Below are 26086 nucleotides of genomic sequence, written 5' to 3'. Positions count from 1 at the left end.
TGCCGTGTTCTTCCTTAGAGCATAATGCGTGATTTGAGAATCACGCATTATGCTCCGGTTTTTGTTGTCCAAGCTGTTTGTGCACCAGCCCCGGCAGGCACAGGGCCTGTCCCCCCGCCCGCGCCACGAAGAGCAGGCAGAAGGACAGCCACAGGCCGCTGTTGCCCCATGGCGCGGCGCACCACAAAGCGGCGTTGAACAGCGCGAAGGATGCCGCCATCGTGCCAAACATCGCCCGCGCCCAGCCCGCGCCCACAAAGATGCCGTCCATCACGAAGGAGCTAACCCCCAGCAGCGGCAGGGCAGCGGCCCATGGCGCGAAACGCATGGCCTCGGCGCGCACGGCCGGGTTGAGGGTGAAGCTGGCTGCGATGGCGGGACCGGCCACGGCATAGATCAGGCTGACGGCCAGCCCCATCGCCAGCCCCCAGCGCAGATTGGCCCGCACAGCGGCGCGAAAGGCCGAAGCATCGCCCTGCCCCAGCGCCTCGCCGCAGAGCACCTGGGCGGCGGTCTCGAAACCATCGAGGATCAGGGCGGAGAGCATGAACATCTGGAACAGGATGCCATTGGCGGCCAGAGTCACCGCCCCGGCCTTCGCGCCCATGCGGGTGAACTCCAGCATCACGCCGGTCAGCAGCAATGTGCGCAGAAACAGGTCTCGGTTGAGCGCCAGCAGGCGGTGGAAGGCCTTGGTGTCGGCCAGCAGCGCGCTGCTGCCGCGCAGCCCTGCCCAAGCCCCCTGCCTCAGCGCCAGACCCAGAAGAAAGGCGAATTTCAGCCATTCCGACAGCAGCGAGGCGCTGGCCACGCCGGTCACCCCCCAGTGGAACACCAGCACCAGCAGCAGATCGAGCGCAATATGCGCGATGTTAGCGCCGACCTCGGCGGCCAGCACGCCGCGCACCTGCCGCTGCCCGACCAGCCAGCCGGTCAGCGCGCCATTGAGCAAAGCAGCGGGCACCGCGCCATAGCGCCGCGCCACATAGGCCCCCGCCAGCACCGCCAGATCGCCCCGCGCGCCCAGCCAGCCCAGCGCCGGCGCCGCGATCCACGGATAAAGCGCCACCAGCAGCAGCGCGATGCCACCCGCCAGCAGCGCGGCGCGGGCCAGCGTGGCGGATTGTTCGGCGGCATCCCCGCGCCCGCCCGCCTGAGCGCTGAGCGCGGTGGTGCCGGTGCGCAGAAAGTTGAACACCACCAGCAGCGAGGTCATGAAACGCGCGCCCAGCTCCACCCCGCCCTGAGCAGCGGCATCGCCCAACCGCCCGATCACCCACATATCGGCCAGCCCGAACAGCGCCGTGGCGATGTTGGTGAGCATGGCCGGCAGCGCCAGCGCCCAGATCACGCGCGCGGCCAGAGCGCGCTGCGGGTTTGCGATGTGGAGTGTCATCGATGCCATGTCCCTTGCGCCCGCGCCTCGCCCAAACCTGTAGCAGCCGAAGCCTGCCTGTCGCGCCATTTCATCGGCGCCGAAACAGCTTAAGACCTTGCACGGTCACATTTCGGCATAGAAAGCAGGCTAGCCCGCCCCGGCCCCGCTTTGTTGTTCAGGACTTTTGCCATGACCCGGATGCCTTTCCTCGACCGCCGCGCACTGATGGCGATGATGGCGAAAACGGGGATCGGGGCCGGAGCCCTGGCCGCATGGCCCGCGCTGGCCGCACCATGGCCGCGCAACATCGTGGCCGATCCGCGCTTTGCCGACTATCCTTTCGCGTTGGGCGTGGCCTCGGGCGATCCGGCGCCTGACGGTTTCGTGATCTGGACCCGCCTGTGCCCCCGCCCCGCCGAGCAGCATTACGGCATGCCCCGTGCACCCATGGTCGTGAGCTGGGAGGTCGCCGCGGAGGAAAGCTTCGCGGTCGTGCTGGCCAAAGGCGAGGCGCTGGCCTCTCCCGAACTGGGCCACAGCGTCCATGTCGAGGTGGACGGCCTGTCGCCGGATCGCGTGTGGTTCTACCGCTTCCGCATCGCCGGGCAGGTCAGCCCGGTGGGCCGCAGCCGCACGCTGCCCTTGCCCGGCGCGCGCGTCGAACGGCTGCGCTTCGCCGTGGCGGGCTGCCAGCATTACGAGCATGGCCATTTCACCGCCTGGAAGCATATCGCGCGGGAGCCGGTGGATTTCATCTTCCACTATGGCGACTACATCTATGAAACCAACGAGAAAGGCGCGCAGACCCTGACCATTCAGGGCCATGACTTCCCCCGCGCCCGCAAGCACAACAATGACGAGCCCTACTCGCTCGACGACTATCGCCAGCGCTACGCCCAGTACAAGACCGACCCCGATCTGCAGGCCGCGCATCACGCCGCGCCCTTCTGGGTCAGCTTCGACGACCATGAGGTCGACAATGACTGGGCCGACCGCTGGGACCAGGACGGCACCCCGCCCGAGGTCTTCCTTTATCGCCGCGCCGCCGCCTTTCAGGCCTATTACGAGCATATGCCGCTGCGCCGCGCCTCCATGCCCGACGGCAGCCGGATGCGGATGCACCGCAACGCCCGCTATGGCGATCTGGTCAATGCCTTCGTGCTGGACACGCGCCAGTATCGCTCGGACCAGATTGGCGAGGCCGAGAAACTGCCCGGCGGCGAGAAGCTGGCCCCGATGACGCCCGCCGCCTATGATCCGGCGCGCACCATGATGGGTGACGCTCAGGAGAAATGGCTGTTCGACGGGCTGGCGGACTCCACCGCGCGCTGGAACCTGATCGCGCATCAGGTGATGCTGATGCATCTGGTGGGGCGTGGAAACGGGGGCGCCAAAGGCTACAATATGGATCGCTGGTCGGGCTATATGCACAGCCGCCGTCGCCTGCTCAGCCATATCGACAAGGCTTGCCCCGGCAATGTCGTCACCGTCAGCGGCGACGCGCACCGCCATTACGCGGGCGATGTGATTCAGGACGAGGGCGCGCCCGGCAGCAAGCCCGCCAAGATCATCACCAGCGAGTTTCTCGGCACCTCGGTCAGTTCGGGCGACGATGGCATGGGGGAGCTGAACACGCCTCAGCAACTGGCCGACAATCCGGCGCTGAAGGCCACGATCGACCGGCGCGGCTATGTGCTGTGCGATGTGGGGCGCGACGTGTGGCAGGCCGAGCTGAAGGTGATCGACAAAGTGTCCTCACCGGGGGGCAAGCTCTCCACCTATGCCAGCTTTGCGGTGGAGCGCGGCGATCCGGGGGTGAAGAAGGCCTGATCCGGAAAGCGGCTCAGGCCGCAGCCGGGCCGCCCGTTGCCATACCCGTATCCTCGGGCAGCGCCTCGACCAGCGCCAGCGCCGCCGCATCGGCCAAAGTGCGGTTGTCCAGCACCGAGACCAGTTGCGCGCGCGCCTCGATCATGATGCGGCGCAGGGCGCAGGCGGCCTCATCGGTGCAATCGACGCAGCGGCGGTAGAACTTCTGGCTGGCGCAATGGATCAGCGCCAGCGGCCCGTCGGTGACGCGCATCACCTCGCTGAAGGTGATGGCCTCGGCCGGGCGCGCCAGCACATAGCCGCCCGCCTTGCCGCGCGTGCTGTGGACGATGCCCGCCAGCTTCAGATCGAGCAGGATCGCTTCGAGGAATTTGCGCGGAATGTTGGCCCCGGCGGCGATTTCCGCGCTGGGATAGGGTTTGCTCCCATCCTTGCCGGCCAGATAGATAAGCGCTTTCAATGCATAGCGCGATTGCTGCGATAGCATGAAAGCCCGCCTCCGTTCCTGCTGCGCCAATAGGCGGTTTCGCGCGGCAAGGCAAGTGATGCTATGGCCACCCCAAGCTCAGCTTTCCGAAGGTTCCTCGGCCTCGCCGCGCAGGATTTCGGTGATGCGCTCCCCCAGATCGCCCATGTCCTGCCGCAGCCGGTGAAGCAGGTTCGACAGGCCGAACAGCCGCCCGATGTCGTCGAAATCGACCGGCCGCGCCGCCTCGCCGCGCCGCATCTCGGCAAAGGCGGCGTCGAAAGCGTCAAGCGCCTGCTGCGCCTCGGGCCAGTCGCCCAGCGCGCCCTCGCGCAGGGCGCGGGCACAGGCCTGCACGAACAGCGCCTCCTGCCGGAGCACATGCGCGCCCTGCGGCCCCATGCAGCGCAGGGCATCCTCCGGGAAGGGCGCGTCGAGCACCCGCCCGATCTGCGCGATATCGTTGCGCACCCGCCAGAGCGTGCGCGGCAAAGCCTCGGGGAAAGCGCCGCGCGCCAGCCGCAGGGATCGTTCCTGCTTCACCTCGGCCAGCAAGGTTTCCGCGCCCACCAGCGCCTGACGCAGCGCGATGGTCGCCTCGGTCGAGGAGAACCCCTCGCCGCTCTCTAGCGCCCCGGCCTGCCCTTCCAGCACCGGCACCATCGCCTCGGCGACACCCGCCAGCCGCCCCAGCAGCACATGGCCGGGCCGACGCGGCAGCACCAGCAGGCTGACCAGCACGCCGATCACCCCGCCCAGCGTGATTTCAGCGATGCGGTTGAGGACAAAGACCTCCACCGGCACCATCATCGGCCTGGTGAGGATCACGATCGAGGCGGTCAGCGCGGCGATCCTCAGCCGCGGGTGCAGGGCCGCGGCAAAGCTGCCCACCCCCGTCGTACAGACCAGCGCGATGCCGATGGCCAGCGGCTCATGCGGCGTGATCAGCGCCGCCACCGCGCCCAGCAGCGCGCCTGCCACCGTGGCGACCAGCCGGTCCACCGCCGCACCGGCGGTCGCCCCGGTCGAGGCCTGCATCACCACCAGCACGGTGAAGACCGACCAATAGCCCTGCTGCAGCGCCAGCACATGCGACAGGCCATAGGCCACCGCGCAGGCCACCATCACCCGCAGGGCCTGCACCCAGGCGGTGCGCAGACGCGTCCGGTTGAGGAAGGCGGACTTGGTATCGGAAGACGGTGCCATGGCCGGTGTCTGGAGCTTCATGCGAAAAAGTGGGAACCGGTTTTTCGCATCAACGATGCGACAACCAAAGCTTAGAGCATCGCGCGAAAAAGTGGGAACCGGTTTTTGCAACAGCGATGCGACAAAACAGTCGTCAGCGCGAAACGGCCCTTGGGCAGATGGCGGGGATTTTCGAACCGGATCGGCGCGCGCCTGTCAGGCAAACCATCCGCCACAGGAAAAGTGATGAGGTGCAAACCTTTGCCCCAAACCTTCCACTTGCCCTGAGCCCCCGCTTGCCGCCAGAAGGCGCCGTCCCGCTCCAAGCCGAAAGCCCCGCAATGACCTCTCCGATCACCGGCGCCCCGGACCTTGCCATCCGCCTGCGCCGCGCCGCCTTCAACCATGCGCTGGCGCAAGGCGATCTGCATGCCATCGGCACGCTGCTGGCCCATGACGCCATGCTGGTGACCGGCACCGACAGCGCGGTGATCGCCGGACGCAAGGCCCAGCTTCTGGCCTGGAAGCGCGAATTCGCCGCGCAGCAGCGCACCATCTATCAGCGCCGCCCCGAGCGGATCGTGGCCTCCACCGTCGAGCCTATCGCGATGGAGCATGGCGTCTGGACCGGCACCACGGGGCAGCAGGTGACGCGCGGCGACTACACCGCCAAATGGCGCGAGGTGGCGGGCGAATGGGTGATCGAGGCCGAAATCTATCTGACGCTGGGCTGAAAGCTTGCACTGGCCATGGAGAACGCTCCGGCCATATCTTTCACCGCCACGCAATCTAGGTAAAGCCCCGCGAACAAATCCATTTTATACTATAGTTTTTTTATATGGCATTTGTCCAAATGCCTGAAATCCGGCGTTGAATTACGCCAATAAGCGTATTTGAAACTCCAATCATTTCCCCGACGCTTCCTGGGTTAAGCACCGCTTTCCGGGAGGAGCGACGCGTCACCTGCCCAAGCAGGGGCGTGCGCGACAGCGATGATGAAAAGCCAAATCAGGGACCGCTGCCATGTGGACGCGGCAGGCATCGTACAGGGGACAAAACATGAGATTTCCTTCCATCGCGCGCGCCAGCGGCGCCGGCACGCTGACGCTGGCCATTCTGATGGCCGCCGGCACCGCCAGCGCGGCCACCGCGCCCGCCGCCGCTGAGCCGAAGACCGAGGCCAAGCCCCCCGAAAACGATGATGGCAATGTGGTGGTCGTCACCGGTCGCCGCCTGTCAGAAGCCTCGCAGAGCATCGGTGAGGATCAGGTGACCAACACCGTCGCCATCACCCGTCAGGCGCTGCTCTCCGCCCCGGCGGGCGTCTCGGGCCTCAAGATGCTGGAACAGCTTCCCGGCTTCAACGTGCAGACCGATGGTTCGCTGGGGCTCTATGAATTTGGCAACAGTGTGCAGGTGCGCGCCTACAACCTCGACCAGATCGGCTTTGTGGTCGACGGCATCCCCACCGGGCGCAGCGATCCCTTCGGCGGCAGCCCGGTGTTCCGTTACGTGGACAATGAAAACCTCGGCTCGGTGGTCGCCTCGGCGGGGGCGGGCGATGTTTCGGTGCCCAGCTATTCCTCGCTGGGACCGGTGGTGCGCTACAACTCCATCGCGCCCCAGAAGAAGGCGGGCCTCTTCGTGTCCGAGGCGCTGGGCCAGTTCAACCTGCGCCGCAACTTCATCCGCGCCTCGACCGGGCAGCTTGGCCCGATCAGCGCCTATGTCAGCCGCACCAAGCTGGACAGTGATCTGTGGCGCGGCGCGGGCGGCGTGCACCGCACCCATTGGGAAGCACAGCTCCATGCCGATCTGGGCGGGGATAGCTGGGCACGGCTGAAGTTCGTTTCCAACGATTTCCACGACAATGACTCGCCCACGCTGACCCGCGCGCAATACACCTCCACCACGCCCGATCTGGGCGGCAAGACCGGGCGCTATCGCGGCTATATCGACACACCGCCCAACACCACGCCGGGCTTTGCCCCCAGCGTGGCGGGCGTGCCCTATTCGAACACCAACTACACCTACACCGCCCCGCTGGCGATCAATGTGCGCAACGACCGGCTCTATGGCGGCACGGTGCACCTTGGCATCGCGCAGGGCGTCTATCTGGAATCGACCGGCTATTGGGAGCACAAGGCCGGTTACGGTGTCTCGCCCGACTCCTATGCAAACAGCCTGTCGATCTACACCGGCGAGAAGGCCGCGGGCCTGAATGTGGTGGCCCCCAAGGGCACGCAATATGGCAAGTCCGGCGTGGGCGGCAACCGCTATGGCATCACCAGCACGCTGCACTGGGATGCGGGCATCAACCATATCGAGGCGGGCATCTGGGGCGAGGTGGAGCATTACCACCGCACCCAGGCGCGCTACAACACCACCGACGGTTCGCCCGCCAGCGATCCCGACCTGAGTCAGGCGGTGTTCCTGCGCCGCGACTATCGCGCCGACCGCAACACCACCCAGATTTTCCTGAAGGATCAGGTCACGCTGGGCAAGCTGGAGCTGACGGCGGGCTTCAAGGGCCTCAACATCGATTACGTCCAGCGCGGCTATCGCGACTATGCCGATTACTACCGCGTGGTGAACGGCGTGGGCGTTGCGGGCTATGGGCCCAAGTCCAATCAGGTGAATTACAACGATCTGTTCCTGCCGCTGGTGGGCGCAGTCTACAAGCTGGACCCGCGCACCCAGCTCTTCGCCTCCTATGCCGAGAACATGGCCGAGCCCAAGGGGATCGACGATATCTTCTCGGTCACGCTGGCCAGCAGCAATGGCGTGGTCCCCGCCCCGGCGCCGGAACGCTCGCAGAATGTCGAGTTCGGCATCCGCACAAGGCAGAAGGAATTGTACGCCTCGCTGGCGACATACTACACCAAATACAAGAACCGCATCCAGTCGATCACCACCTTCCTGGCAGGGTCGTCCGGCGCGACGGAAATCTACTACACCAATGTCGGCCGGGTGGAGGCTTACGGCGCGGAGCTGTCGGGCACTTATAAGCCCGGCTTCCTGCATGGTCTGGCCTATTTCAACCTGTCGGCCACCTACAACCATGCCCGCGCGCTGGACAATGTGATGAACGGCACGGCGATCCTCTATGCCACGCAGGGCAAGGTGCTGCCCGACAGCGCGACATGGCTGGTCAATGGCGGCGTGACCGTGGAACCGGCAAGCTGGCTGGTGGCCAATTTCAGCGGCAAATACACCTCGGGCCGCTGGTCGACGCTGGACAACACGCCGGGCTCGAACGTGCCCGCCTACACCGTGTGGAACGCCTATGTTGATATCGGCGACGGCTGGCATCTGGGGCCGCTCAAGACCGTGAAGGCGCGCTTCAACATCGACAATGTGTTCAACAAGGATACGCTGGCTTTCGTGTCCACCACGGCCACGGGCGACGGGGCGTTCCGTCCGCTGTCGCCGCGGACCTGGCAGTTCAGCATCTCGGCCGAGTACTGAGTCTCACGAGGCGCTCACCCCTTGGTGGGCGCCTCACCCTCGACATAGGCATGGCCGCTGATCTCGGCCCCGGCATCGGGGGCGAAGCGCAGGTTCCAGATCGTGGCCGTCAGCGAAATGGTGCAGACCGCCCAGAAGGCCACCGAGAAATCCTCATGCGCGGGCCGCAGATGGCCATCGATCAGCATCGCCCCATGCAGCGCCATCGCCCCGGCGCAAATGCCCAGCGACAGCATCAACTGCTGGAAAGTGGCATAGAAGGCCGTCGCCCGGCTCATCGCCTCTTTCTCGATCCCCGCATAGGCGATGGTGTTGTAGGCGGTGAACTGGAACGACATCGACATGCCGCAGATGCTCAGCACGCCGAACATCTGCCAGTCGGTCCATGCCGGCGAAAACAGCCCGCAGACAGCATAGCCCATGGTGGCGAAGATGCCGTTCCACACCAGCGCCATGCGGAAGCCGAAACGGCGCAGCAGACGCGGCGCCATGCTCTTCATCGCCAGCGATCCGCAGGCAGTCGCGACAGTGATGGTACCACTGCGCGCGGCGGAAAAGCCGAAAGCGAGCTGCATCATCAGCGGCAGCAGGAAAGGCTGGGCGCCCTGCGTGACCCGCGTGATCGACCCGGCGATCACCGAGAGACGGAAGGTCTGGTCCTTCAGCAGTGTCAGGTCGAGGATCGCGCCGGGGTTGCCCTGCGCATGGCGCAGATAGGCAAGGCCCGTGGTGGTCCCCAGCCCCAGCAGCAGCACCGCCAGCCAGCCCTGCCCCGAGCGGCTGACAAATTCGCAGCCGAACAGCAGGCAGCCCAGCGCGATGCCGCTCAGCACGAAGCCCAGCCAGTCGAAGGGCTCATTCACATCGTCGCGGATATCGGGGATGTAGCGGCCCACCAGCCACACCGCCAGCACGGCCATGGGCAGGTTGATGTAGAAGATCCAGCGCCAGTCGAGCCAGGTCACGATCAGGCCCCCCAGCGGCGGGCCGAGAATAGGCCCGATCATCGCCGGGGCCATCAGCCAGCTCATGGCATCGACCATATCGGCCTTGTCCACCGAGCGCAGCAGCACCAGCCGCCCGACCGGGATCATCATCGCCCCGCCCAGCCCCTGCACGAAGCGCGCCGCCACCATGGCCTCCAGCGTCGGGGCCAGACCGCAGCCCACGCTGCCGAACATGAAGAGCATGATCGCGGTGCGGAACACGCTGCGCGCGCCAAAACGGTCGGCCAGACGGCCCGAGGCGGGGATGAAGATCGCCAGCGCCAGCAGATAGGCGGTGAGCGCCACGCTCATGTCGGGCGCGCGGACATGGAAGTCGCGCGCCATGGTCGGCAAAGCGGTGGACAGCACCGTCGCGTCGAGAAATTCCATGAACAGCGCGCTGGCGATGATGATCGCCATGGTGCGATAGCCCACGGTGCGCGCCGGAGCGCCGCTCGCATCGCCAGCGGAGGCGCCCCCGATTTCCTCGGCAGAGGGTGGCGCGCCCACGGCAGCCGCCGCGCCGCCCGCCAGCCCGCCTCCCGATGCGGAGACAAGGTCCGGGGGGCGGGGCAGATCGGTGCTCACGGGCAACTCCTGAAAGGGGGCGGGAATGCCCGGTCAGTCATCCGGACAAGGCCGGGCAGGCGGCACGGGCTCCCTCCCTCACCCTGACCGGGTGGGAAGGTCCCCGTGCCGCGCTGACACGATGTTGATACTCCTAGGCCTTCTGCCAGCCGCCGCCAAGGGCCCGCACCAGCGCCACGCCCGCCTGCAGGCGCGCGGTCTCGACCTGAAGCGCCTTGCGACGGGCGGTCAGTTCGGTGGTCTGGGCGGTGACGACATCGAGGTAGCTCGACGCGCCCTTGTTGTAGCGGTTCATTGAGAGCTGGGCGGCCTGCTCGGCATTGGTGACGGCGCGATGCTCGGCGGCGTCCTCATCGCCCAGATGGTGCAGGTCGGACAGGCTGTCCTCCACCTGCTGGAAGGCGGTCAGCACCGTCTGGCGATAGGTGGCGGTGGATTCATCCCACTTGGCCCGCGCCGTGGCGATGCCCGCCTTGATCCGCCCGCCGGTGAACAGCGGCAGGCTGATCGAGGGGCCCAGCGCCCAGAACAGATTCGGCGCCGACCCCAAACCCGACAGCACCGTCGAATTGGTGCCGCCCCCGCCCATCAGGCTGATCTGCGGGAAGGCCGCCGCGCGGGCCTGACCGATGCCCTCATTGGCCGCGAACATGCGACGCTCGGCAGCGGCAATGTCGGGGCGGCGCTGCAGCAGGGTGGAGGGCAGGCCAACGTCGGCGCTCAGCGCGCTGAGCGGGGTGATGTTGGCGGCCAGCGTCAGCTCCGATGCGGTGGAGCCGACCAGCGTGGCGATGGCATGCTCGACCTTGGCGCGGGCGGCCTGCACATCGGCAAGCTGGGCCTGAGCATCCGCAAGCTGGGCGCCCGACTGGCCGGTCTCGATGCCGGTGGCGATGCCGCCCTTGAAGCGGTGCTGGGTGACGTCATCGGCCTGCTGATAAGCGGCCACGGTGTGAGTCAGCAGATCGGCCTCGCGGTCCAGCCCACGCAGGGTGATGTAATAGGCGGCCAGATCAGCCTGAAGGCTCAGGCGGACGGCGGCGACATCATCCTCGCTGGCCAGCGCATTGGCCCGGCCCGCCGCGACCTGCGCGCGCACCCGGCCCCACAGATCCAGCTCATAGCTGGCCGTGCCGCCCAGCGTGTTGTTGCCATAGATGTTTTCCTGACCGGTGGTGTTGCGCAGCGGACGGTCCTGCGACTGGCGATTGTAGGTCAGGTTGCTGTTGGCATTGAGCTGCGGAAACAGGTCCGCACGGGCCCCGCGCAGCGCAGCGGACGCCTGATCGCGCCGGGCGAGAGCGGCGGCCAGCGTCGGGCTGTCCTTTTCGATGCGGCCTTCCAGCTCGTTGAGCACGGGATCGCCGAAACCTTCCCACCAGTGACCGGCCTGCGCCGTGGTGGAGGGCGTCGCCATGCTCCATGGCCCGCCCTCGCGGAAGGCGGGGGGATTGGGGGCGACGGGCGGGTGATAGGCAGGCACCTGCGAACAGGCGCCCAGCGACGTGGCCGCCAGCAGGGCCAGCCCGGTCAGCAGGCGCTTAGCCATGGCTGCCCCCGATCTCCACCTTCTGGCCATCGGCGATGGAATCGGCCGGATCGTTGATGATCTTCATGTCGGGCGACAGGCCCGAGGTGATCTGCACCGTGGCGCCCATGTCGCGGCCCACCGTCACCGGGATCAGGCGGACATGACCGTCAGGCGTCACCGTACCCACGCGGGTTCCGCCGCCACGCAGCACCAGCGCGCTGGAGGGCACGGTCACCAGACCCACCGGCACCGGCAGGTTGAAGCTGACCTGAGCGTAACCGCCGGTCTTGAGCAGATGCTGCGGATTGTCGATTTCAAGCTGCACCTGAAGCGCGCCGCTCTGCTGGCTGATGGCATTGGCCTGCGCCAGCACGGTGGCATGCATCACCTGCCCCGGCGCTTCGGGCACGGTCAGGCCGGCGGTGAGGCCCGCATGGATCTGCGCCGAATATTGCTGAGGCACATTCACATAGATGCGCATGCGGTGTTCGTCGGCCACGGCGAACATCGGCTGCGGGTTGGTGGTGCCGGGGCCCACCAGATCGCCGATGTCCGACTGACGCAGCGTGACCACGCCCGCGAAAGGCGCCCGCACCGTGGCATAGGACTTCATCGCCAGCAGGCGGCCCAGATTGGCCTGAGCCTCGGCCACGGTGGCCGTGGCGGTGGCGGCACCCGCGTTCTTTTCGTCGGCCTCCTGATGCGAGACCGAGTTGGAGGTCAGCAGATCGTTCCAGCGCGCGGCGGTCGACTTGGCCAGCGAGGCCTGCGCCTTGGTGCGCTGCAGGGTGGCGCGGGCCTGAATGATCTGCTGGTCGAGTTCGGGCGTGTCGATATAGCCGAGCGGTGTGCCCGAACCGACCATCGCGCCGATATCCTTGTCCCACGACCGCACATAGCCGGAGACGCGGGGGAAGATGCGCGCCGAGGTCCAAGCCTGCATCGTGCCGGGCAGCACGAGCTGGGTGGAGCTGCCCGCCTTGCCCGGCGCGACCAGATGGACCGTGGGCACCGATTGCGCATCGGCGAAGCTCTGGGCACTGACATCGGCGTGATTGCGGCTGACCAGCCCCCAGGCCACCACCAGCACGGCCACGCCGCCTGCGATCAGCCCGATCTTGGCCAGACCCCGAGGCGGGGCCACATGGCCGGAGAGCAGGGCATCGGATTCATTGTGTTCAGACATGTGCGGGCTCCGCGGCTTCATGGGCGGCAAGGGAGGTGGAGGTGTCGGCAGGCTGCGAGGAACCGGCCTTCATGTGACGATGCACGATGGCTGAACACCACGGGGACGAAGAACAGCGTGGCGAGGGTGGCGAAGACCAGGCCGCCGATCACGGCGCGGCCCAGCGGCGCGTTCTGCTCGCCGCCGTCGCCCAGGCCGAGCGCCATCGGCGCCATGCCGATGATCATCGCCAGCGCCGTCATCAGCACCGGGCGGAAGCGCGTGAAGCCGGCCTCCAGCGCGGCCGTCCAGCGCGTCGCCGGTGCTCGGCCAGGCGTTCGCGCGCGAAGCTGACCACCAGGATCGAGTTGGCGGTGGCCACGCCCATGCACAGGATCGCGCCGGTCAGCGCCGGCACCGACAATGGGGTGCCCGTGGCGAACAGCATCCAGACGATGCCGGCCAGCGCGGCCGGCAGCGCCGAGACGATCACCGCCGGGATCGGCCCAGGACTGGAAGTTCACCACGATCAGCAGGTAGATCAGCACGATCGCACCCGCCAGGCCCAGGAGCAGGCCGGCGAAGGCGCGCGTTCATGGTCTGCACCTGGCCGCGCAGCGCCACGGTCGAGCCCTTGGGCAGGTCCTTCTGCGGTGGCCTTCAGGATCTGGTCGATGTCGGCGGCCACGGCGCCCAGGTCGCGGCCCTGCGTGGTGGCGTAGATGTCGATCGCGGGGCGGATCGAATAGTGGGTGATCAGCGCCGAGGTCAGGCCGCGATGGATGTTGCTGACGTTGTTCAGCGTCTGGAAGGTGCCGACACCGGTGACGGACACATTGTGCAGCGCCGAGATCGAGTCATTGGCATATTGCGGCGTCTGCACCACGATCGGGTAGGACACGCCGTTCTTGGGGTTGAGCCAGAAGGTCGGGGCCACCTGGGAGCTACCCGCAAGGTTCACCGACCAGCGAGTTGGTCACGTCCTGCTCGGTGATGCCGAGCTGGTTGGCCTGGGTGCGGTCGACCTCGACCTTGAACTCGGGATAGTTGCTGGGCTGCTGGAGGCGCGCGTCGGCGATGCCGCCGATATGCTTCATGCGCGCGGCGACCTCATTGGCATAGGTTTCGTTGGCCACATTGTCCTTGCCCGAAACCACCACGTCGATCGGGGCGGGGGCGCCGAAGTTCAGGATCTGGCTGACGATGTCGGCCGGCAGGAAGGCGAAGCTGGTGCCGGGGAAGGCGCGCGGCAGCACCTCGCGCAGCTTGCGCACGTAGCCGGCGGTGGGCGCGTGGTCCTCCTTCAGCGAGATCAGGATGTCGCCGTCCTGCGAGCCGATCGGCCGCCGTTGTTCGAATAGGTCAGGTTGATGCCCGACACGGTCATGCCGATGTTGTCGACCACCGAGGCGGTCTGCTCTGCGGGCACGGTGTGGCGGATGCGCTGCTCGATATGGTCGAACAGGGCGGCGGTCTCCTCCACGCGCGTGCCGACCGGCGCGCGGACGTGCATGCGAGATCTGGCCCGAATCCACCGTGGGGAAGAAGTTGCGGCCCAGGAACGGCACCAGCGCGAAGCTGACCAGAACCACGCTCATGAAGCCGATCACGAAGGGCTTGCGGCGCGCCAGCGCCAGGGTCAGCAGGATGCCGATATAGACCCGGCGAACGCTCTCGAAACGCTTTTCAAAGCCATGCTGGAAGCGGCGGAACGGGTTGCGCGTCTCGGGCTCACCGGCGGTGGCGTCATGGGCGGCCATGTGCTCGGTGGTGTGCGGCCCGGCATGGGCGCGCAGCAGCCAGTTGCCCATGGTCGGCACCAGCGTGCGGCTGAGCACGAAGCTGGCGATCATCGCGAAGATCACCGCCTTGGCCATCGGCACGAACAGGAAGCGCGCCACGCCGTCGAGGAAGAACATCGGCACGAACACGATGCAGATGCACAGCAGCGAGACGAAGGCCGGCAGCACGATCTGCCGGGCGCCGTCCATGATCGCGTCCTGCACCTGTCCTTGCCGTGCTCGAGGTGCCAGTTGATGTTCTCGATGGTCACCGTGGCGTCGTCGACCAGGATGCCGACCGCCAGCGCCAGGCCGCCCAGCGTCATGATGTTGAGGGTCTCGCCCGTCGGCGAGCAGGCCGCAGACGGCCGCCAGAATGGCCAGCGGGATCGAGGCGGCGATGATCAGGGTCGAGCGCCAGGAGCCCAGGAACAGCAGGATCATCAGCGAGGTGAGCGCCGCGGCGATCACGCCCTCGCGCGCCACGCCCGAGATCGCGGCGCCCTTCACGAAGAGCGACTGGTCGGACAGCAGGTCGATGTTCACGCCATCGGGCAGCGAGGGCTTGAGCTGCGTCAGCATCGCCTTGGTGCCGTCGACGATGTCGAGGGTGGAGGCCGAGCCGTTCTTCAGCATGGTCATCAGCACCGAGCGCTGGCCGTCCACGCGCACTTTGTTCTGCTGCGGGGGCGAGCCGTCGCGCACGTGGGCCACGTCGCGCATCGTCACGGTCGCGCCATCCACCGTCTTGATCGGCAGGTCGTTCAGCGCGTCGATGGCTTCGGGCGCATTGTTCAGATTGACGTTGTACTCATAGGTACCGATGCGCGCCGTGCCGGCCGGGATGATCTGGTTCTGCGAGGCCAGCGCCGCGCCCACATCGGCGGGCGAGAGATGGCGGGCCTGCAGCGCCTGCGGGTCGAGGTCGATCTGGATCTGACGCACACGGCCACCATAGGGCGACGGCAAGGCCGCACCCTGCACCGTCGCCAGCGAGGAGCGGATGGTGTTCTGGCCAAGATCGAACAGCTGCTGCTCCGACAGAACGCCCGAAGACAGCGCGATCTGCAGGATCGGCACGGTCGAGGCGTTGTAGTTCAGGATCAGCGGCGGGGTGGTGCCCGCCGGCATCTGCTTCAGCACCGTCTGCGAGGTCGAGGTGACCTGCGCGGTGGCGGTGCGGATGTCGACGCCCGGCTGGAAGAAGATCTTCACCACGCCGATGCCGTTGTACGAGGAGCTTTCCATATGCTCGATGTCATTGACCGTGGCGGTCAACTGACGCTCGTAATTGTAGATGATACGGCCCGACATGTCCTTGGGGGACAGGCCATTGTAGGTCCACACGGCGGCGATCACCGGCACCTTGATGTCGGGGAAGATGTCGGTCGGGGTCTTGATCCAGGCGATGGATCCGAACAGCACGATCAGGATGGCCATCACCACGAAGGTCAGCGGCCTGAGCAATGCGATCTTGACGAGTTGCAGCATGAAAGGCGCTCTCTCGTTGAAACAGCAAGGGCGACGCGCCGGGCCCGGAGATTGGGGGGGACAGACCCGACGCGCCTAGGGGATGCTGGTGCTCTGCGCCCTTGTGCAGGTGCGAACAACTTAATTAAATTTAAGCTGGGGTGCCGCTGGTGGGCGGTGGTTCGAAGGGGTGGGAAAGCAAGGAATTAAGGGAAAAGCAGGGGGGCGTTACGCCCCCTGCACCCCCATTACGTCTCCCGACGCTGGCGGTGTGTTGGGGGAGAGGTTGCGCCCCGGCGCAAGCGGGAGTGCCGCAGGCAGGAAATGTTGCGCATTGTCGCGGGAAGCCTGCCTGCGGCGCTCTGGATTGTGCAGGTGGAGCGTTCGCGCGCCTCATTTCGGCGCCACTGCCTTCTCGTCGGAAGACGTTATGGGAGCGCGAGGGCCCGGAGCATTTCTCTTGAGAAATGCGACCAACTAAGACTCCATCCTCGCTTTTCTCCTTTTATCCTTTAACGCAACCGCCGCGCCACAATCCGCGCCACCAGCCCCGGCCCCGCATCATCGAGCGAAAACTCGAAACCGTGAAGCTGGACGATCGCCACAACCAGACTCAACCCCAACCCGGAGCCGGGCGCCATCGCCGCTCCTGCCCCCCGCTCGAACCGGCGCTGCACGCGCTCGCGCTCGCCTTCGGGGATACCGGCACCCGAGTCGCGCACTTCGATCGCCACCGCATCGGGCAAGGCCCGCAGCGCCATGGTGACAGTGGAGTTCTCCGGCGCGAATTTGATGGCATTCTCGACCAGATTGCTGATCGCCTCGAACAGCAGCCTTTCATCGGCGCGGATCACCAGACCGCCGGTGGCGGCCACCGACAATGTGATCCCCCGCTCCTCGGCCAGCGGATCGTAAAGCTCGGCCACACCGGACAGCACATCGAGCGGATCGAGGCTGGTGAAAGCGGCGTGGCGGCGCGAGGCCTCGATCTCGGAAATGCGCAGCAGGGCGCGGAAGCGGGCCAGAGTCATGTCCAGCTCCCCCATGGCGCCATAGATCGAGCCGCGCAGTTCGGCGTCATCGGCGATGGTGGCATGCTGGGCCAGCCGGTCGAGCCGGGCGCGCAGATGCGTAAGCGGCGTGCGCATATCATGGGCGATGGCGTCGGTGGCGCCTTTCACCTGCCCCATCAGCCGCTCGATCTCCTCGACCATGCCGTTGATGATGGTGCCGATCACATCGATCTCGTCGCGGCGCGAGGTTTCGGGCAGGCGGTGGCGCAAATCGCCCTGGGCGATGGCCGCGGCCATCACCTGCATGTCGCGCACCCGCCGCATCGGCCCGATGCTGAGCGAGACACCCACCACCAGCGCGGCCAGAATCGTGGCCAGACCGGACAGGCCCATGATGAGCAAAACCCGCTCATGCAGGTCGCGCAACGGGGAGATGTCGCGCGCCACCACCACCACATCGCCCGAAGGCAGACGCGCGGCCAGCAGGCGCAGCGGCAGGCCGGGAGGACCGCCATCGCCGCGTTCGAAAGGCTTGCCCAGCGGAAAGGGCGCGGCGACCTGCACATTGCCGACCACCCGTTGCCCATGGGCATCATACAGCGCTATGAATTCCAGACCGCTGGCCCAGGCATCGATGGCGCGGCGGGTCATCACCGCCTCGCGCCCGCGCGGGGTGTGCAGGATGCCGTCCATGCGGGTGGTGAGGAACTGGTCGGTGCGCCAGAACAGCTGCTGGGCGGTCAGCACATAGGTCAGGCCGAGCAGGCCGATCACCGCCACCACAAAGACCGCGCAAAGCCCCGCCGTCAGACGGAAGGCCGTGGTGTGGCGCAGATCGGCCAGGCGCAGGCCGAGCAGGGTTTCGGTCAGGGGCGGCATGCGGTTTTTCGGCAAGGCCTATTCGACCTCAAGGCGATAACCCTCGCCCTTGATGGTCTGGATCGGCGAAGGAAAACCGGGCCGCTCCAGCTTCTTGCGCAGTTTGGCGATATGCACATTGATGAGATTGTCGCTCGCCTCGAAAAACCGGCCCCAAACCTGCTCGAAAATCACCTGACGCGCAACCGGGCGACCGGCATGGCGGGCCAGGAATTCCAGCAGGCGGAACTCGGTCTGGAGCAGCGAGACCGGCTCGCCGCCGACCCAGACCTGGCGCTTGACCAGATCGATCTCGACCTGCCCGGCGCGCAGGAAACCATCCTCGGGATATTCGCGGTTGCGGCGCAGCAAAACCTCGACCCGCATGGTCAGTTCGCTGACGGCAAAGGGCTTGGCGAGATAATCGTCACCGCCCGCGCGCAGGCCCGCGACGCGCTCATCGACATCGCCCAAAGCGGAGAGCATCAACACCGGCGTCTGCAGGCGACGCGCGCGCAAACGGGCGACCAGCCCCAGACCATCGAGGCCGGGCAGCATGCGATCGAGTGTGATGGCGTCGAAACGTTCGGCTTCCAGCCGGGCCAGCGCCACGCGGCCATCGTCCACGCAAGACACGTCATGCCCCTGCCCCGTCAGGGCAGAGGCGATAATCTCCGCAGTTTCAGCATCGTCCTCGACGACCAAGATGCGGGCCATGCCGCTCTCCTAAAATTCTGGGTGCAGGCCCCTTGCCGGAGGTGGCCGTCCCGTCTCACACGCATCGGGGGGGTGAATGCGTGGGCGGAACGGCCGTTCCGGCTATCCTCTCCGCCTGCCGCTTTCGCGCATCGGCGCGCGGCGCTCAAGTGAATAGAATTTCACCTGAGACGAATGGTGAGCGGACACGCGCCACCAGCGGCTGCCCCGGCCTTCACGGTCGCCGTGCGATCATCCTGATTTAATGCTTGATGATGAAGGGAATTTTTACCGTTCCGCGCACCTGAACAGCCTCGCCATTGCGCATGATCGGGGCCCAGCGCCATTTGCGCACAGCCTCCAGCGCGGCCTTGTCCAGGCGGGCGAAACCGCTGCTGCTCGCCACGGAAATCTCCGCGACGCGGCCATCGGTGCCCAGCAACAGGCTGAGCGCCACCGTGCCCTCTTCCTTGGCCCGGCGCGATTCCATCGGATAGGAGGGCGGGGTGAAGGAGAGCATCTTGGCCGACAGATCGCCGCCCTCGGCCGGAGCCGCAGGCTTGGCCGGCGCGGCGGGCGGAGCCGGGGGCGCGGGCGGCGCCTGCACCGCCACCGGCGCGGGAGCGGGCGGCGCGGGCGAGAGCGCCACCGGCGTCGGCACGGGCTGCTGCTCCACCACGGGCTGAGGCGCCGGAACAGGGGTGGTGGGCAGTTCGACCTTCTCGACCTCGGGCTTGGGCTGCTGCTTGGGCGGCGCGGGCGGATCGAGCTTCAGGTCCAGCGCCATGACGCGATGGTGGCGGTGATGGTGCTCATGCACATTCATCCACACCAGCGTCGAGAACAGCAGGCCGACCGCAGCGAGGGCCACCACGGCGGCCGAAGCCTGACGCTTCGCCCCGCCCTGCCCATAGGTGGAGGCGTAGGCATAGACCGGGGGGGCATAGACCGGCTCGGGCGCCGCCGCCGGGACCAGTCGCGGCCCCGCCAGCGCGCTGTTCCGCTTGGGAAGCGCGAAATCCTCCGGCGCGAAACGCGCGAGTGCGGAATTGTCTGTCAGCATGACTGCCCCTGACGTGATGACGTGCCCGAACGGATGATGCGGACGCGCTGCGTGCCACCCGGACTCGTGCCCAAACCGGGTTATTGAGAGTCAGTATCAAGATCAATCGCGCGCGTAAAGGCCAAAACCGCGCTGGGGCGGCATGCGAAAAGCCGGTCCCTGTTTTTTCGCAGGCTGCTCTAATCCGCCAGCATCCGTGCCAGCGCGGGGCTGATCGCCTCGCACCAGCTTTCGCCGTCCCGCGTGATCCAGCGCACCGCCAGATCGCGGCCTGTTGCCAGCGCCATGCCCGCCTCGACATCCAGCACGCTGAAAGCGCTGGCCCAGCCATCGGCGATCATCGCGCTGTCATGCAGCACGCTGCAGGCGACCACGCCCGAGCGCGCGGGGCGGCCCAATCGGGGATCGAGATTGTGAGGCCCGCGCACATAGCTGCCCGAGGTCGCCACGGCCAAACCGTGCAGCGCCACCCGCAGCCCCGGTAACCCGGCGCCCGGCGGCGCCTCCAGATCGACCCACCATGGCTGGCCATCGGGCCGCAGCCCGCGCCCGACCAGTTCGCCCCCCACCTCAACCAGCAGATGCACCACGCCCAGCCGCGCCAGATCGCCCGCCAGCGCATCCGCCGCATAGCCCTTGGCAATGCCGGACAGATCGAGCGACAGCCCGCCCGGCTGACGCAACCGTCCTGTCGCGGGCTCAAAGGCCAGCAGGCGCCAGTCGGAGGGGGTTTGCGCTTGTGCGATCTGCTTGTCGTCGGGCGCCTGCGCCACGGGTCCGGGCGGTCCAAAACCCCAGAGATCGACCAGCCGGCCCACGGCGGGGCTGAAAGCGCCATCACTGGCCTCGGCGATCGTCAGGGCAGCCTGCATCACCCGCGCGAAATCATGCGGCAGCGCCTGCCAGAGTCCCGCCCGCGCCCGGTTGAAGCGGCACAGGTCGCTGGCGGGCTCCCAATGGCTCATCTGCGCCACCAGCGCCTCAAGCCGCGCCGCGATGACGCCCCCGATATGCTCTGCGGTCAGGCCATCGGGCAGCACGGCATGCAGATGCCATGTCGTGCCCATCGTGGGCCCCGACAGGCGGGTGACCGGCAGGCCGGCAACGCAGGAGCGCACCGCCTGCGGATCGATGCGATCCGGCAGGGCAATGCGGGGAAAGACCTCCTGCGTGGCAGCCAGACCTGCCGGTCGGTCCATCAAGGCGCCATCACCTCGACCGTGCCGGTGTAGCTCAGGCGGCGCTCGGTGGCGCGGGGCGTGGCGGGGTGGTTGTCGGTGGTGCTGGTGGTGAACCAGAACAGGCCGGGCTGAGGCCACTTGATCGTCGCCACGCCATCCTTGTCGGTCACGGCTTCAAAACCGCCCTCGGCATCGCGATAGCGCTTGCCGCCGGGGATCACCGTCAGCTTGAGGCCCACGGCGGGCTTGCCGTCGAGCAGGAAGCGGAATTTGGCGGGCTGGTCCTGCACCAGATCGTCAGGATGAGTGATCGGCGCAAATTCCAGACCCTTGCCGGTGGGCTTGAAGAAGGTCTCGGTCGGCTTGCCGCGCGTGACGAACACCTCGTTGCGGCTGACGGCCTCGGTCAGCTTGAGGTCGGTGGCGTCGGCGGGAATGGCCGAGAGTTCGACCGTCTCGATGTTGGGGCGCCCGCCCTCACCACCGGGGCCGCCGGGACCACGCCCTTCACCTGCCGGACGCGGCGCACCGCCTGGCATTGCGCCGGGGGGCGGACCGCCACGGCCACGACCGACACGCTTCTCGACGCCATTGACCTTGAAGCTGCCCATCACATTGGTGCTCTCGGTGCCGATGCGCCAGGTGCCTTCCTGCGTGAGATGCACGTCGAAGGTCGAGCGGTAACGCGCCGTCACCCCATGCTCGACCGTGCCTGCCGAGCCATCGGGCGCGGTGACCTTGATCTGGGCAAGCTGCATCGGGAAATGGTCGGCGAAGAACAGATCGTTGGAAATGGCCGCATCGAAGCTGGCCCAGGGATCCTCACCCGAGAAATTGGTGGCGGCGGGCACGATCCAGGCGCGATGCGCCGAAGCAGCGGTGGGCAGAGCCAATGTGGCGGCGGTCGCCAGCAGGGCCAAATTCAGGAAGCGCATGCGTGTATCCCCCTTTTGAAATGAGTGTCGGATGATGGGCAGGATCAAGGCAGCGTGACGCTGACCGCGCCCAGCTCGCCATGGCCCTCGGCCTTGCCGCCCTGCTTGGGCAGGGTCACCGGCACGCTGACCAGTTCACGCCCGCCCGTCTCACGCGCGGCCTCGACCTTGAGCGTATAGGCGCCGGGCTTCAAATCGCCGGGCAACGGAATCGCGTAATGGCCCGGCGCGCGGGTCGCGCCGCTGATCGCGGCGGGCGGCGTCGTCGCATTGCGGCCCGCCACGCGCCACCAGCCGCGCAGATCGCTCAGCCATTTGGTGCCCGGCTCGCCGCGGTGCTTGGCATCGTACCAGACGGCCACGGTGCGCGGTTCGCCGCCACCGGTCGGCTCCAGCCAGATGGCCACGTAAGGACGATGGTATTCGGCCACCGTGAGATGCGGAATGTCGATGTTGACCGTCCCGGCCATGGCCGAGGCCGGAAGGCCGGCCAGCACCGTGCCAGCAAGAGAAAGCGAGCGATGACGCATGTGAAACCCCTTCACGGAACCAGAAAATGGATGAGCAGGATCGGAATCAGCAGCCCCAGCCCGACGATCGGCCAGGTGGCGGGGCGATTTTTGCTATGGAGTTGCAACAGCAACAAGCCCGTCAGTGTAAAAATCACGCAGGCGATGGCGAACAGATCGATGAACCATCCCCAGCCACCCCCGGCGTTGCGGCCCTTGTGCAGGTCGTTCGCCAGCGAGATCCAGCCGCGATCGGTCATTTCCGAGGCGATGGCGCCATTGCTGGGGTCCACCGTCACCCAGCCGTCGCCACCGGGACGCGGCATGTTGACGGTGATCGTGTCGCTGGCCCATTCCGCCGGGCGACCTGCCACATCGACGCCGGTCTGCTGTTTGACCTGAGCGGCCACATCGGCAGGCAGCGGCGCATCGGCCTTGGCGGGGGCGGAGAGTTCCTTCAGCATGGCCACGGGCAGCTTTCCGCTGCGGGCCACCACCTTGGGCTCGGCATGGATGGCGCCCGCATGGTTGAGCGTGATGCCGGTGATGGCGAAAAACAGCATGCCGATCAGCGACAGCGCCGCGCTGATCCAGTGCCAGCTATGCAACTGTTTCAGCCAGAACTGCTTGGCCTTCCGGCGTTTCGCCTGATGTTCCTTCTCGGCAGGGCTGAGCGCCTGCCGGTGTGTCGCGACCCTTTTCATCCCCGCCCCTGTTGCGTTCCCCATTACTGGCCCCATTGCCGGGCTAGCGCGCGCAAGGGTTCCTCCTCGCGCGCGGCCAGCCACTCGGCCATCTGATCCCGGAACCGTGCATGCCCCCCGGCATGGGCGGTCTCCAGCCATGTCAGCGCTTCCTCCATTTGCCCGGCTTCGATCAGCATACGGGCATGGTTGAAAGCACCGCGAAAATCGCCGCCCTCCGCCGCGCGGGCGAAGTGATAAGCCGCCAGCAAGTCGTTCTGCGGCGTCGCCCAGCCATCCTCATGAAAGATGCCCACCATATTGGTCGATTTGGCATGGCCCTGCGCCGAGGCCTGACGGAACAGCTCGAAAGCCTGCGCCTTGTCCTCCGCCACGCCGCGCCCAAGGCTGAGCATGGTGGCCAGATTGTAGAGCCCCCAGTCCAGCCCCTGATCGGCTGCCGCGCGGAACCACGCCACCGCCTGCGCCGGGTCTTCGGCCACGCCCAGGCCCTGGTCGAAGCAACGGCCGACCATGTTCATCGCCATGGACAGCCCGGCCTGCGCCGCCTGATGGAACCAGTGCAGCGCGGCGCGCGGGTCTGCCGCCACGCCGCGCCCGTCGAGCAGAAACTGGCCATAATAAAGCTGCGCCAGCGCCATGCCGCCACGCGCGGCCTGCTCCAGCGCCTGAGCCGCGCCTTCGGGCGGGCCGGTGAGCAGCGCGCGCCATTCCTCGGTACTCCAGTTGGGGAGCGCCCCGGCTTCGGGCTGGCTATCCGCGGGCGTGACAGTCACGCGATCAGGGCTTCACGCCAAGCGTGGCGAGCAGGTTGGCCGAAACGGAGAAGATGGTGGTCGGCACAAGATTCCCTGTCGCAATGGACACTCACTGGACCGGCGCTATTGCAAATGAGTTGCAGATGGTCAACGGCGCTGTTTGTCGCATTTCGTAACGTCGCGGATGCACAACACCGCCCCCGAACCGAAGTTCGAGGGCGGTGCGGAATGGCCGGGATGAAGAAAACCGGGCCCTAGCTGCGCTTGACGAAATCATCCGCCGCGCCGCGCGGCAGGCGCAGCATGTCCACCACGCCCATCAACGTCACCAGCGCCACCAGCAGAAAGGCGAAGCGATACTCCGCCCCCGGCGCCTGCCAGCCCAGATGCTGCGCCAGCCCATGGCCGACCCGCACACCCAGCGCGCCCAGGGTGATACCGGCCGCCATGGTGAGCTGGCTCAGCGTGTTGGACAGGCCATTGGCATGGCTCATCTGCGGGCGCGGCACATCGGCGAAGGTCATGCTGTTGATCGAGGTGAACTGCATCGAACGCGCGCAGCCCCCCGCCGCCAGCAGCGCCACCGCGACAGGCACCGCCGTATGCGGCTGGAGCAGCGAGCAGGCGCCGATCAGCAAGGCGCTCAACACGCCATTGACGATCAGCACATTGCGCATGCCGAAGCGGCGCAGGATCGGCGTCGTCACCGTCTTGATACCCAGATTGCCCGCGAAGACCGCCAGCACCAGCAGACCGGAATGAAAGGCGTCATAGCCAAAGCCGATCTGGAACATCAGCGGCAGCAGGAAAGGCACCGCGCCGATCGACATGCGCATCAGCGCCCCGCCCCGCTGCGAGGCGCGGAAGGTCTGGATCGACCACGGCTCCAGACCCAGCATCGGCGAGGCCGCGCGGCGGAAATGGCCCAGCGTCGCCACGCCAAGCCCCAGCCCCAGCACGATCAGCCCCGCGCCCGCGATATCGGGCTGCACCGTCATCCGGTCGAAGCCCAGCAGCAGCGCGAAGGTCGCCGCGCCGCACAGCGCGAAGCCGGGCCAGTCGAAAGGGCGAGCTTCCTCGCCCTTATCGTCTGGCACCAGCGCAAGGCAGGCGACCAGCGCCAGCACCCCGATCGGCAGATTGAGCCAGAAAATCCACTGCCAGCCCAAATGGGTCGTGATCAGCCCGCCCAGCGGCGGCCCCAGCACCGGCGCGATCAGCGCGGGCCAGACCAGCGAGGCCATCGCCTCCATCAGCTTGTCGCGCGGGGTGTGATGCATCACCACCAGCCGCCCGACCGGCACCATCATCGCTCCGGCCACACCCTGAAGGATGCGCAGGGCGACAAAGCTGTGAACCCCCTGAGCGCTGCCGCACAGCAGCGAGGCCAGGGTAAACAGCACGATCGCCGCCGCCAGAATCGCCCGCGCCCCGAAGCGGTCCGCCACCCAGCCACTGGCCGGGATGAAGACGCCGACCGCCAGCATATAGGCGCTGACCCCCAGCTCCAGCGCCATGGGCGCCTCGCCAAAGCTGCGTGCAATCGAAGGGAGCGCGGTGACGATGATCGACCCGTCGAGGATCTCCATGAACATCGCGCCGGTGACCAGCAGCATCACCCAGCGCAGCCGCGTGGGCGTCATGGCCTGATGGAGGCCCCCGCCACCTGTTGCCTCAACCGAAGTTTTCATGCGCGCCCGGCTCACCCTTCAACCAGTAACCGGCCGCCCGCATCCATGCGGCGGGGTGGCCACGCTCCTCCAGCACATGCGCGCGCAGGGCCTTGGCCACGCCCGCTTCGGCCGCGATCCACACATAGCCCTCACCCTGCGGCCATGCCAAGCCGCGCAAGGCGGTCAGCAGGCGGGTTTCATCATCGCCCTCACCGGGGTCGCGGGTCAGCCATTGCGCGGTCCAGGCGGTCTGCGTGTCGATGGCCTGAGCCTCGGCCTGACTGTCGACCAACACGATGCTGGTGACCGGCACGCCCGCGCGCAAGCCTTCCAGACGGCGCCCGATCGAGGGCAAACCCGTTTCGTCGGCGATCAGCAGATACCAGTCGAAATCGTCAGGCACGACCTGAGAACCGCGCGGCCCGCCAATGTCGAGCTGCGTGCCGACCTGCGCCGTCTTCGCCCAATTGGCCGCCGGGCCATGGTCGTGCAGGGCGAAGTCGATGGTCAGGCTCTGCGTGGAATTGTCGAAGGCGCGGGGGGTGAAGTCGCGCATCAGCTTTTCGCCATTCTCCGCGTCGAAGAACAGCTTGATATGGTCATCCACACCCGCGCTGTTGAAATCGGACAGGTCCGGCGCGGTGAAGACAAAACGGCGCATCCTTGGCGACAGGTCGGTGATGCTTGTGACGGTGATCGTGCGGCGGCGCACTTCATGGCGCAGGCGCTCGATCTGATGGCGAGGGGGCTGGGTGGACATGGAACGAACTCCAGTGACTGAGCGGGCATCGGCACCCGCATATGTGTTGATCTCGATGGGCTCAGGCGGAGATGGGCGCGTTGCGAGT

19 protein-coding genes and 1 pseudogene are annotated in these 26086 nt (G+C 66.9%); 3 read left to right on the top strand and 17 right to left on the bottom strand.

The genetic code is table 11. From position 1 onward, the window contains the following. Positions 1-40: 40 nt before the first annotated feature. Complete coding sequence (locus tag ABDW49_RS02710) at positions 41-1396, bottom strand: MATE family efflux transporter (RefSeq protein ID WP_343609539.1); 1356 nt, start codon at positions 1394-1396, stop codon at positions 41-43. A 171-nt stretch (positions 1397-1567) separates the two neighbouring features. Here ABDW49_RS02710 and ABDW49_RS02705 point away from each other — a divergent pair, with 171 nt between their 5' ends. Then, a complete protein-coding gene (locus ABDW49_RS02705) occupies positions 1568-3208 on the top strand; it encodes an alkaline phosphatase D family protein (RefSeq protein ID WP_343609538.1) in 1641 nt (546 codons plus the stop codon). A 13-nt stretch (positions 3209-3221) separates the two neighbouring features. On the opposite strand, the gene ABDW49_RS02700 is transcribed toward ABDW49_RS02705, so the two are convergent. Continuing rightward, complete coding sequence (locus ABDW49_RS02700) at positions 3222-3695, bottom strand: Rrf2 family transcriptional regulator (protein ID WP_343609536.1); 474 nt, start codon at positions 3693-3695, stop codon at positions 3222-3224. A 78-nt stretch (positions 3696-3773) separates the two neighbouring features. After that, complete coding sequence (locus tag ABDW49_RS02695; RefSeq protein ID WP_343609535.1) at positions 3774-4880, bottom strand: FUSC family protein; 1107 nt, start codon at positions 4878-4880, stop codon at positions 3774-3776. Positions 4881-5212: 332 nt separating this feature from the next. Between ABDW49_RS02695 and ABDW49_RS02690 the strand changes: the two genes are divergently transcribed. Together ABDW49_RS02690 and ABDW49_RS02685 are read left to right on the top strand one after the other, a co-directional pair. Further along, positions 5213-5593, top strand: a complete 381-nt coding sequence (locus tag ABDW49_RS02690; protein WP_343614099.1) for a nuclear transport factor 2 family protein — start codon at positions 5213-5215, stop codon at positions 5591-5593. A 325-nt stretch (positions 5594-5918) separates the two neighbouring features. After that, a complete protein-coding gene (locus ABDW49_RS02685) occupies positions 5919-8327 on the top strand; it encodes a TonB-dependent receptor (protein WP_343609534.1) in 2409 nt (802 codons plus the stop codon). A gap of 14 nt (positions 8328-8341) precedes the next feature. Here ABDW49_RS02685 and ABDW49_RS02680 read toward each other — a convergent pair whose 3' ends face one another. The 14 genes and pseudogenes from ABDW49_RS02680 to ABDW49_RS02615 form a co-directional block, all read right to left on the bottom strand. Further along, entirely contained in the window at positions 8342-9901 is a 1560-nt protein-coding gene (locus tag ABDW49_RS02680; RefSeq protein WP_343609532.1) for an MFS transporter, read from the bottom strand. A 133-nt stretch (positions 9902-10034) separates the two neighbouring features. Next, positions 10035-11450 carry an efflux transporter outer membrane subunit gene (locus ABDW49_RS02675; protein ID WP_343609531.1) on the bottom strand — a complete coding sequence of 472 codons (1416 nt, stop codon included), beginning with the start codon at positions 11448-11450 and terminating at the stop codon, positions 10035-10037. Then, a complete protein-coding gene (locus tag ABDW49_RS02670) occupies positions 11443-12618 on the bottom strand; it encodes an efflux RND transporter periplasmic adaptor subunit (RefSeq protein WP_343609529.1) in 1176 nt (391 codons plus the stop codon). Before ABDW49_RS02670 ends, ABDW49_RS02675 begins: the two co-directional genes overlap by 8 nt. Further along, a pseudogene (locus ABDW49_RS02665) lies at positions 12611-15869 on the bottom strand (efflux RND transporter permease subunit). The gene ABDW49_RS02670 and the pseudogene ABDW49_RS02665 overlap by 8 nt, the downstream one beginning before the upstream one ends. A 491-nt stretch (positions 15870-16360) precedes the next feature. Beyond that, positions 16361-17740 carry an ATP-binding protein gene (locus ABDW49_RS02660; protein ID WP_343609527.1) on the bottom strand — a complete coding sequence of 460 codons (1380 nt, stop codon included), beginning with the start codon at positions 17738-17740 and terminating at the stop codon, positions 16361-16363. An 18-nt stretch (positions 17741-17758) separates the two neighbouring features. Continuing rightward, positions 17759-18436, bottom strand: coding sequence for a response regulator transcription factor (locus tag ABDW49_RS02655; RefSeq protein WP_343609525.1), 678 nt, complete (start codon positions 18434-18436; stop codon positions 17759-17761). 241 nt (positions 18437-18677) lie between these two features. Next, complete coding sequence (locus ABDW49_RS02650; RefSeq protein ID WP_343609523.1) at positions 18678-19478, bottom strand: energy transducer TonB; 801 nt, start codon at positions 19476-19478, stop codon at positions 18678-18680. Between the two features lie 179 nt (positions 19479-19657). After that, a complete protein-coding gene (locus ABDW49_RS02645; protein WP_343609521.1) occupies positions 19658-20677 on the bottom strand; it encodes an FAD:protein FMN transferase in 1020 nt (339 codons plus the stop codon). Further along, entirely contained in the window at positions 20677-21594 is a 918-nt protein-coding gene (locus ABDW49_RS02640; protein ID WP_343609519.1) for a DUF4198 domain-containing protein, read from the bottom strand. Before ABDW49_RS02640 ends, ABDW49_RS02645 begins: the two co-directional genes overlap by 1 nt. 44 nt (positions 21595-21638) lie before the next feature. Then, complete coding sequence (locus tag ABDW49_RS02635) at positions 21639-22124, bottom strand: DUF2271 domain-containing protein (protein ID WP_343609518.1); 486 nt, start codon at positions 22122-22124, stop codon at positions 21639-21641. 11 nt (positions 22125-22135) lie between these two features. Then, a complete protein-coding gene (locus tag ABDW49_RS02630) occupies positions 22136-22807 on the bottom strand; it encodes a PepSY-associated TM helix domain-containing protein (RefSeq protein ID WP_343609516.1) in 672 nt (223 codons plus the stop codon). Positions 22808-22830: 23 nt separating this feature from the next. Then, entirely contained in the window at positions 22831-23583 is a 753-nt protein-coding gene (locus ABDW49_RS02625) for a tetratricopeptide repeat protein (RefSeq protein WP_343609514.1), read from the bottom strand. Between the two features lie 236 nt (positions 23584-23819). Then, on the bottom strand, positions 23820-25256 hold the full coding sequence (locus ABDW49_RS02620; protein ID WP_343609512.1) for an MFS transporter: 1437 nt from the start codon (positions 25254-25256) through the stop codon (positions 23820-23822). Next, on the bottom strand, positions 25240-25998 hold the full coding sequence (locus ABDW49_RS02615; RefSeq protein WP_343609511.1) for a siderophore-interacting protein: 759 nt from the start codon (positions 25996-25998) through the stop codon (positions 25240-25242). Before ABDW49_RS02615 ends, ABDW49_RS02620 begins: the two co-directional genes overlap by 17 nt. Between the last annotated feature and the right edge of the window lie 88 nt (positions 25999-26086).

The sequence above is a fragment of the Novosphingobium sp. genome, assembly GCF_039595395.1.
In the GTDB taxonomy this organism is placed as follows: domain Bacteria; phylum Pseudomonadota; class Alphaproteobacteria; order Sphingomonadales; family Sphingomonadaceae; genus Novosphingobium.
This window is presented reverse-complemented; position numbering and strand designations above follow the sequence as displayed.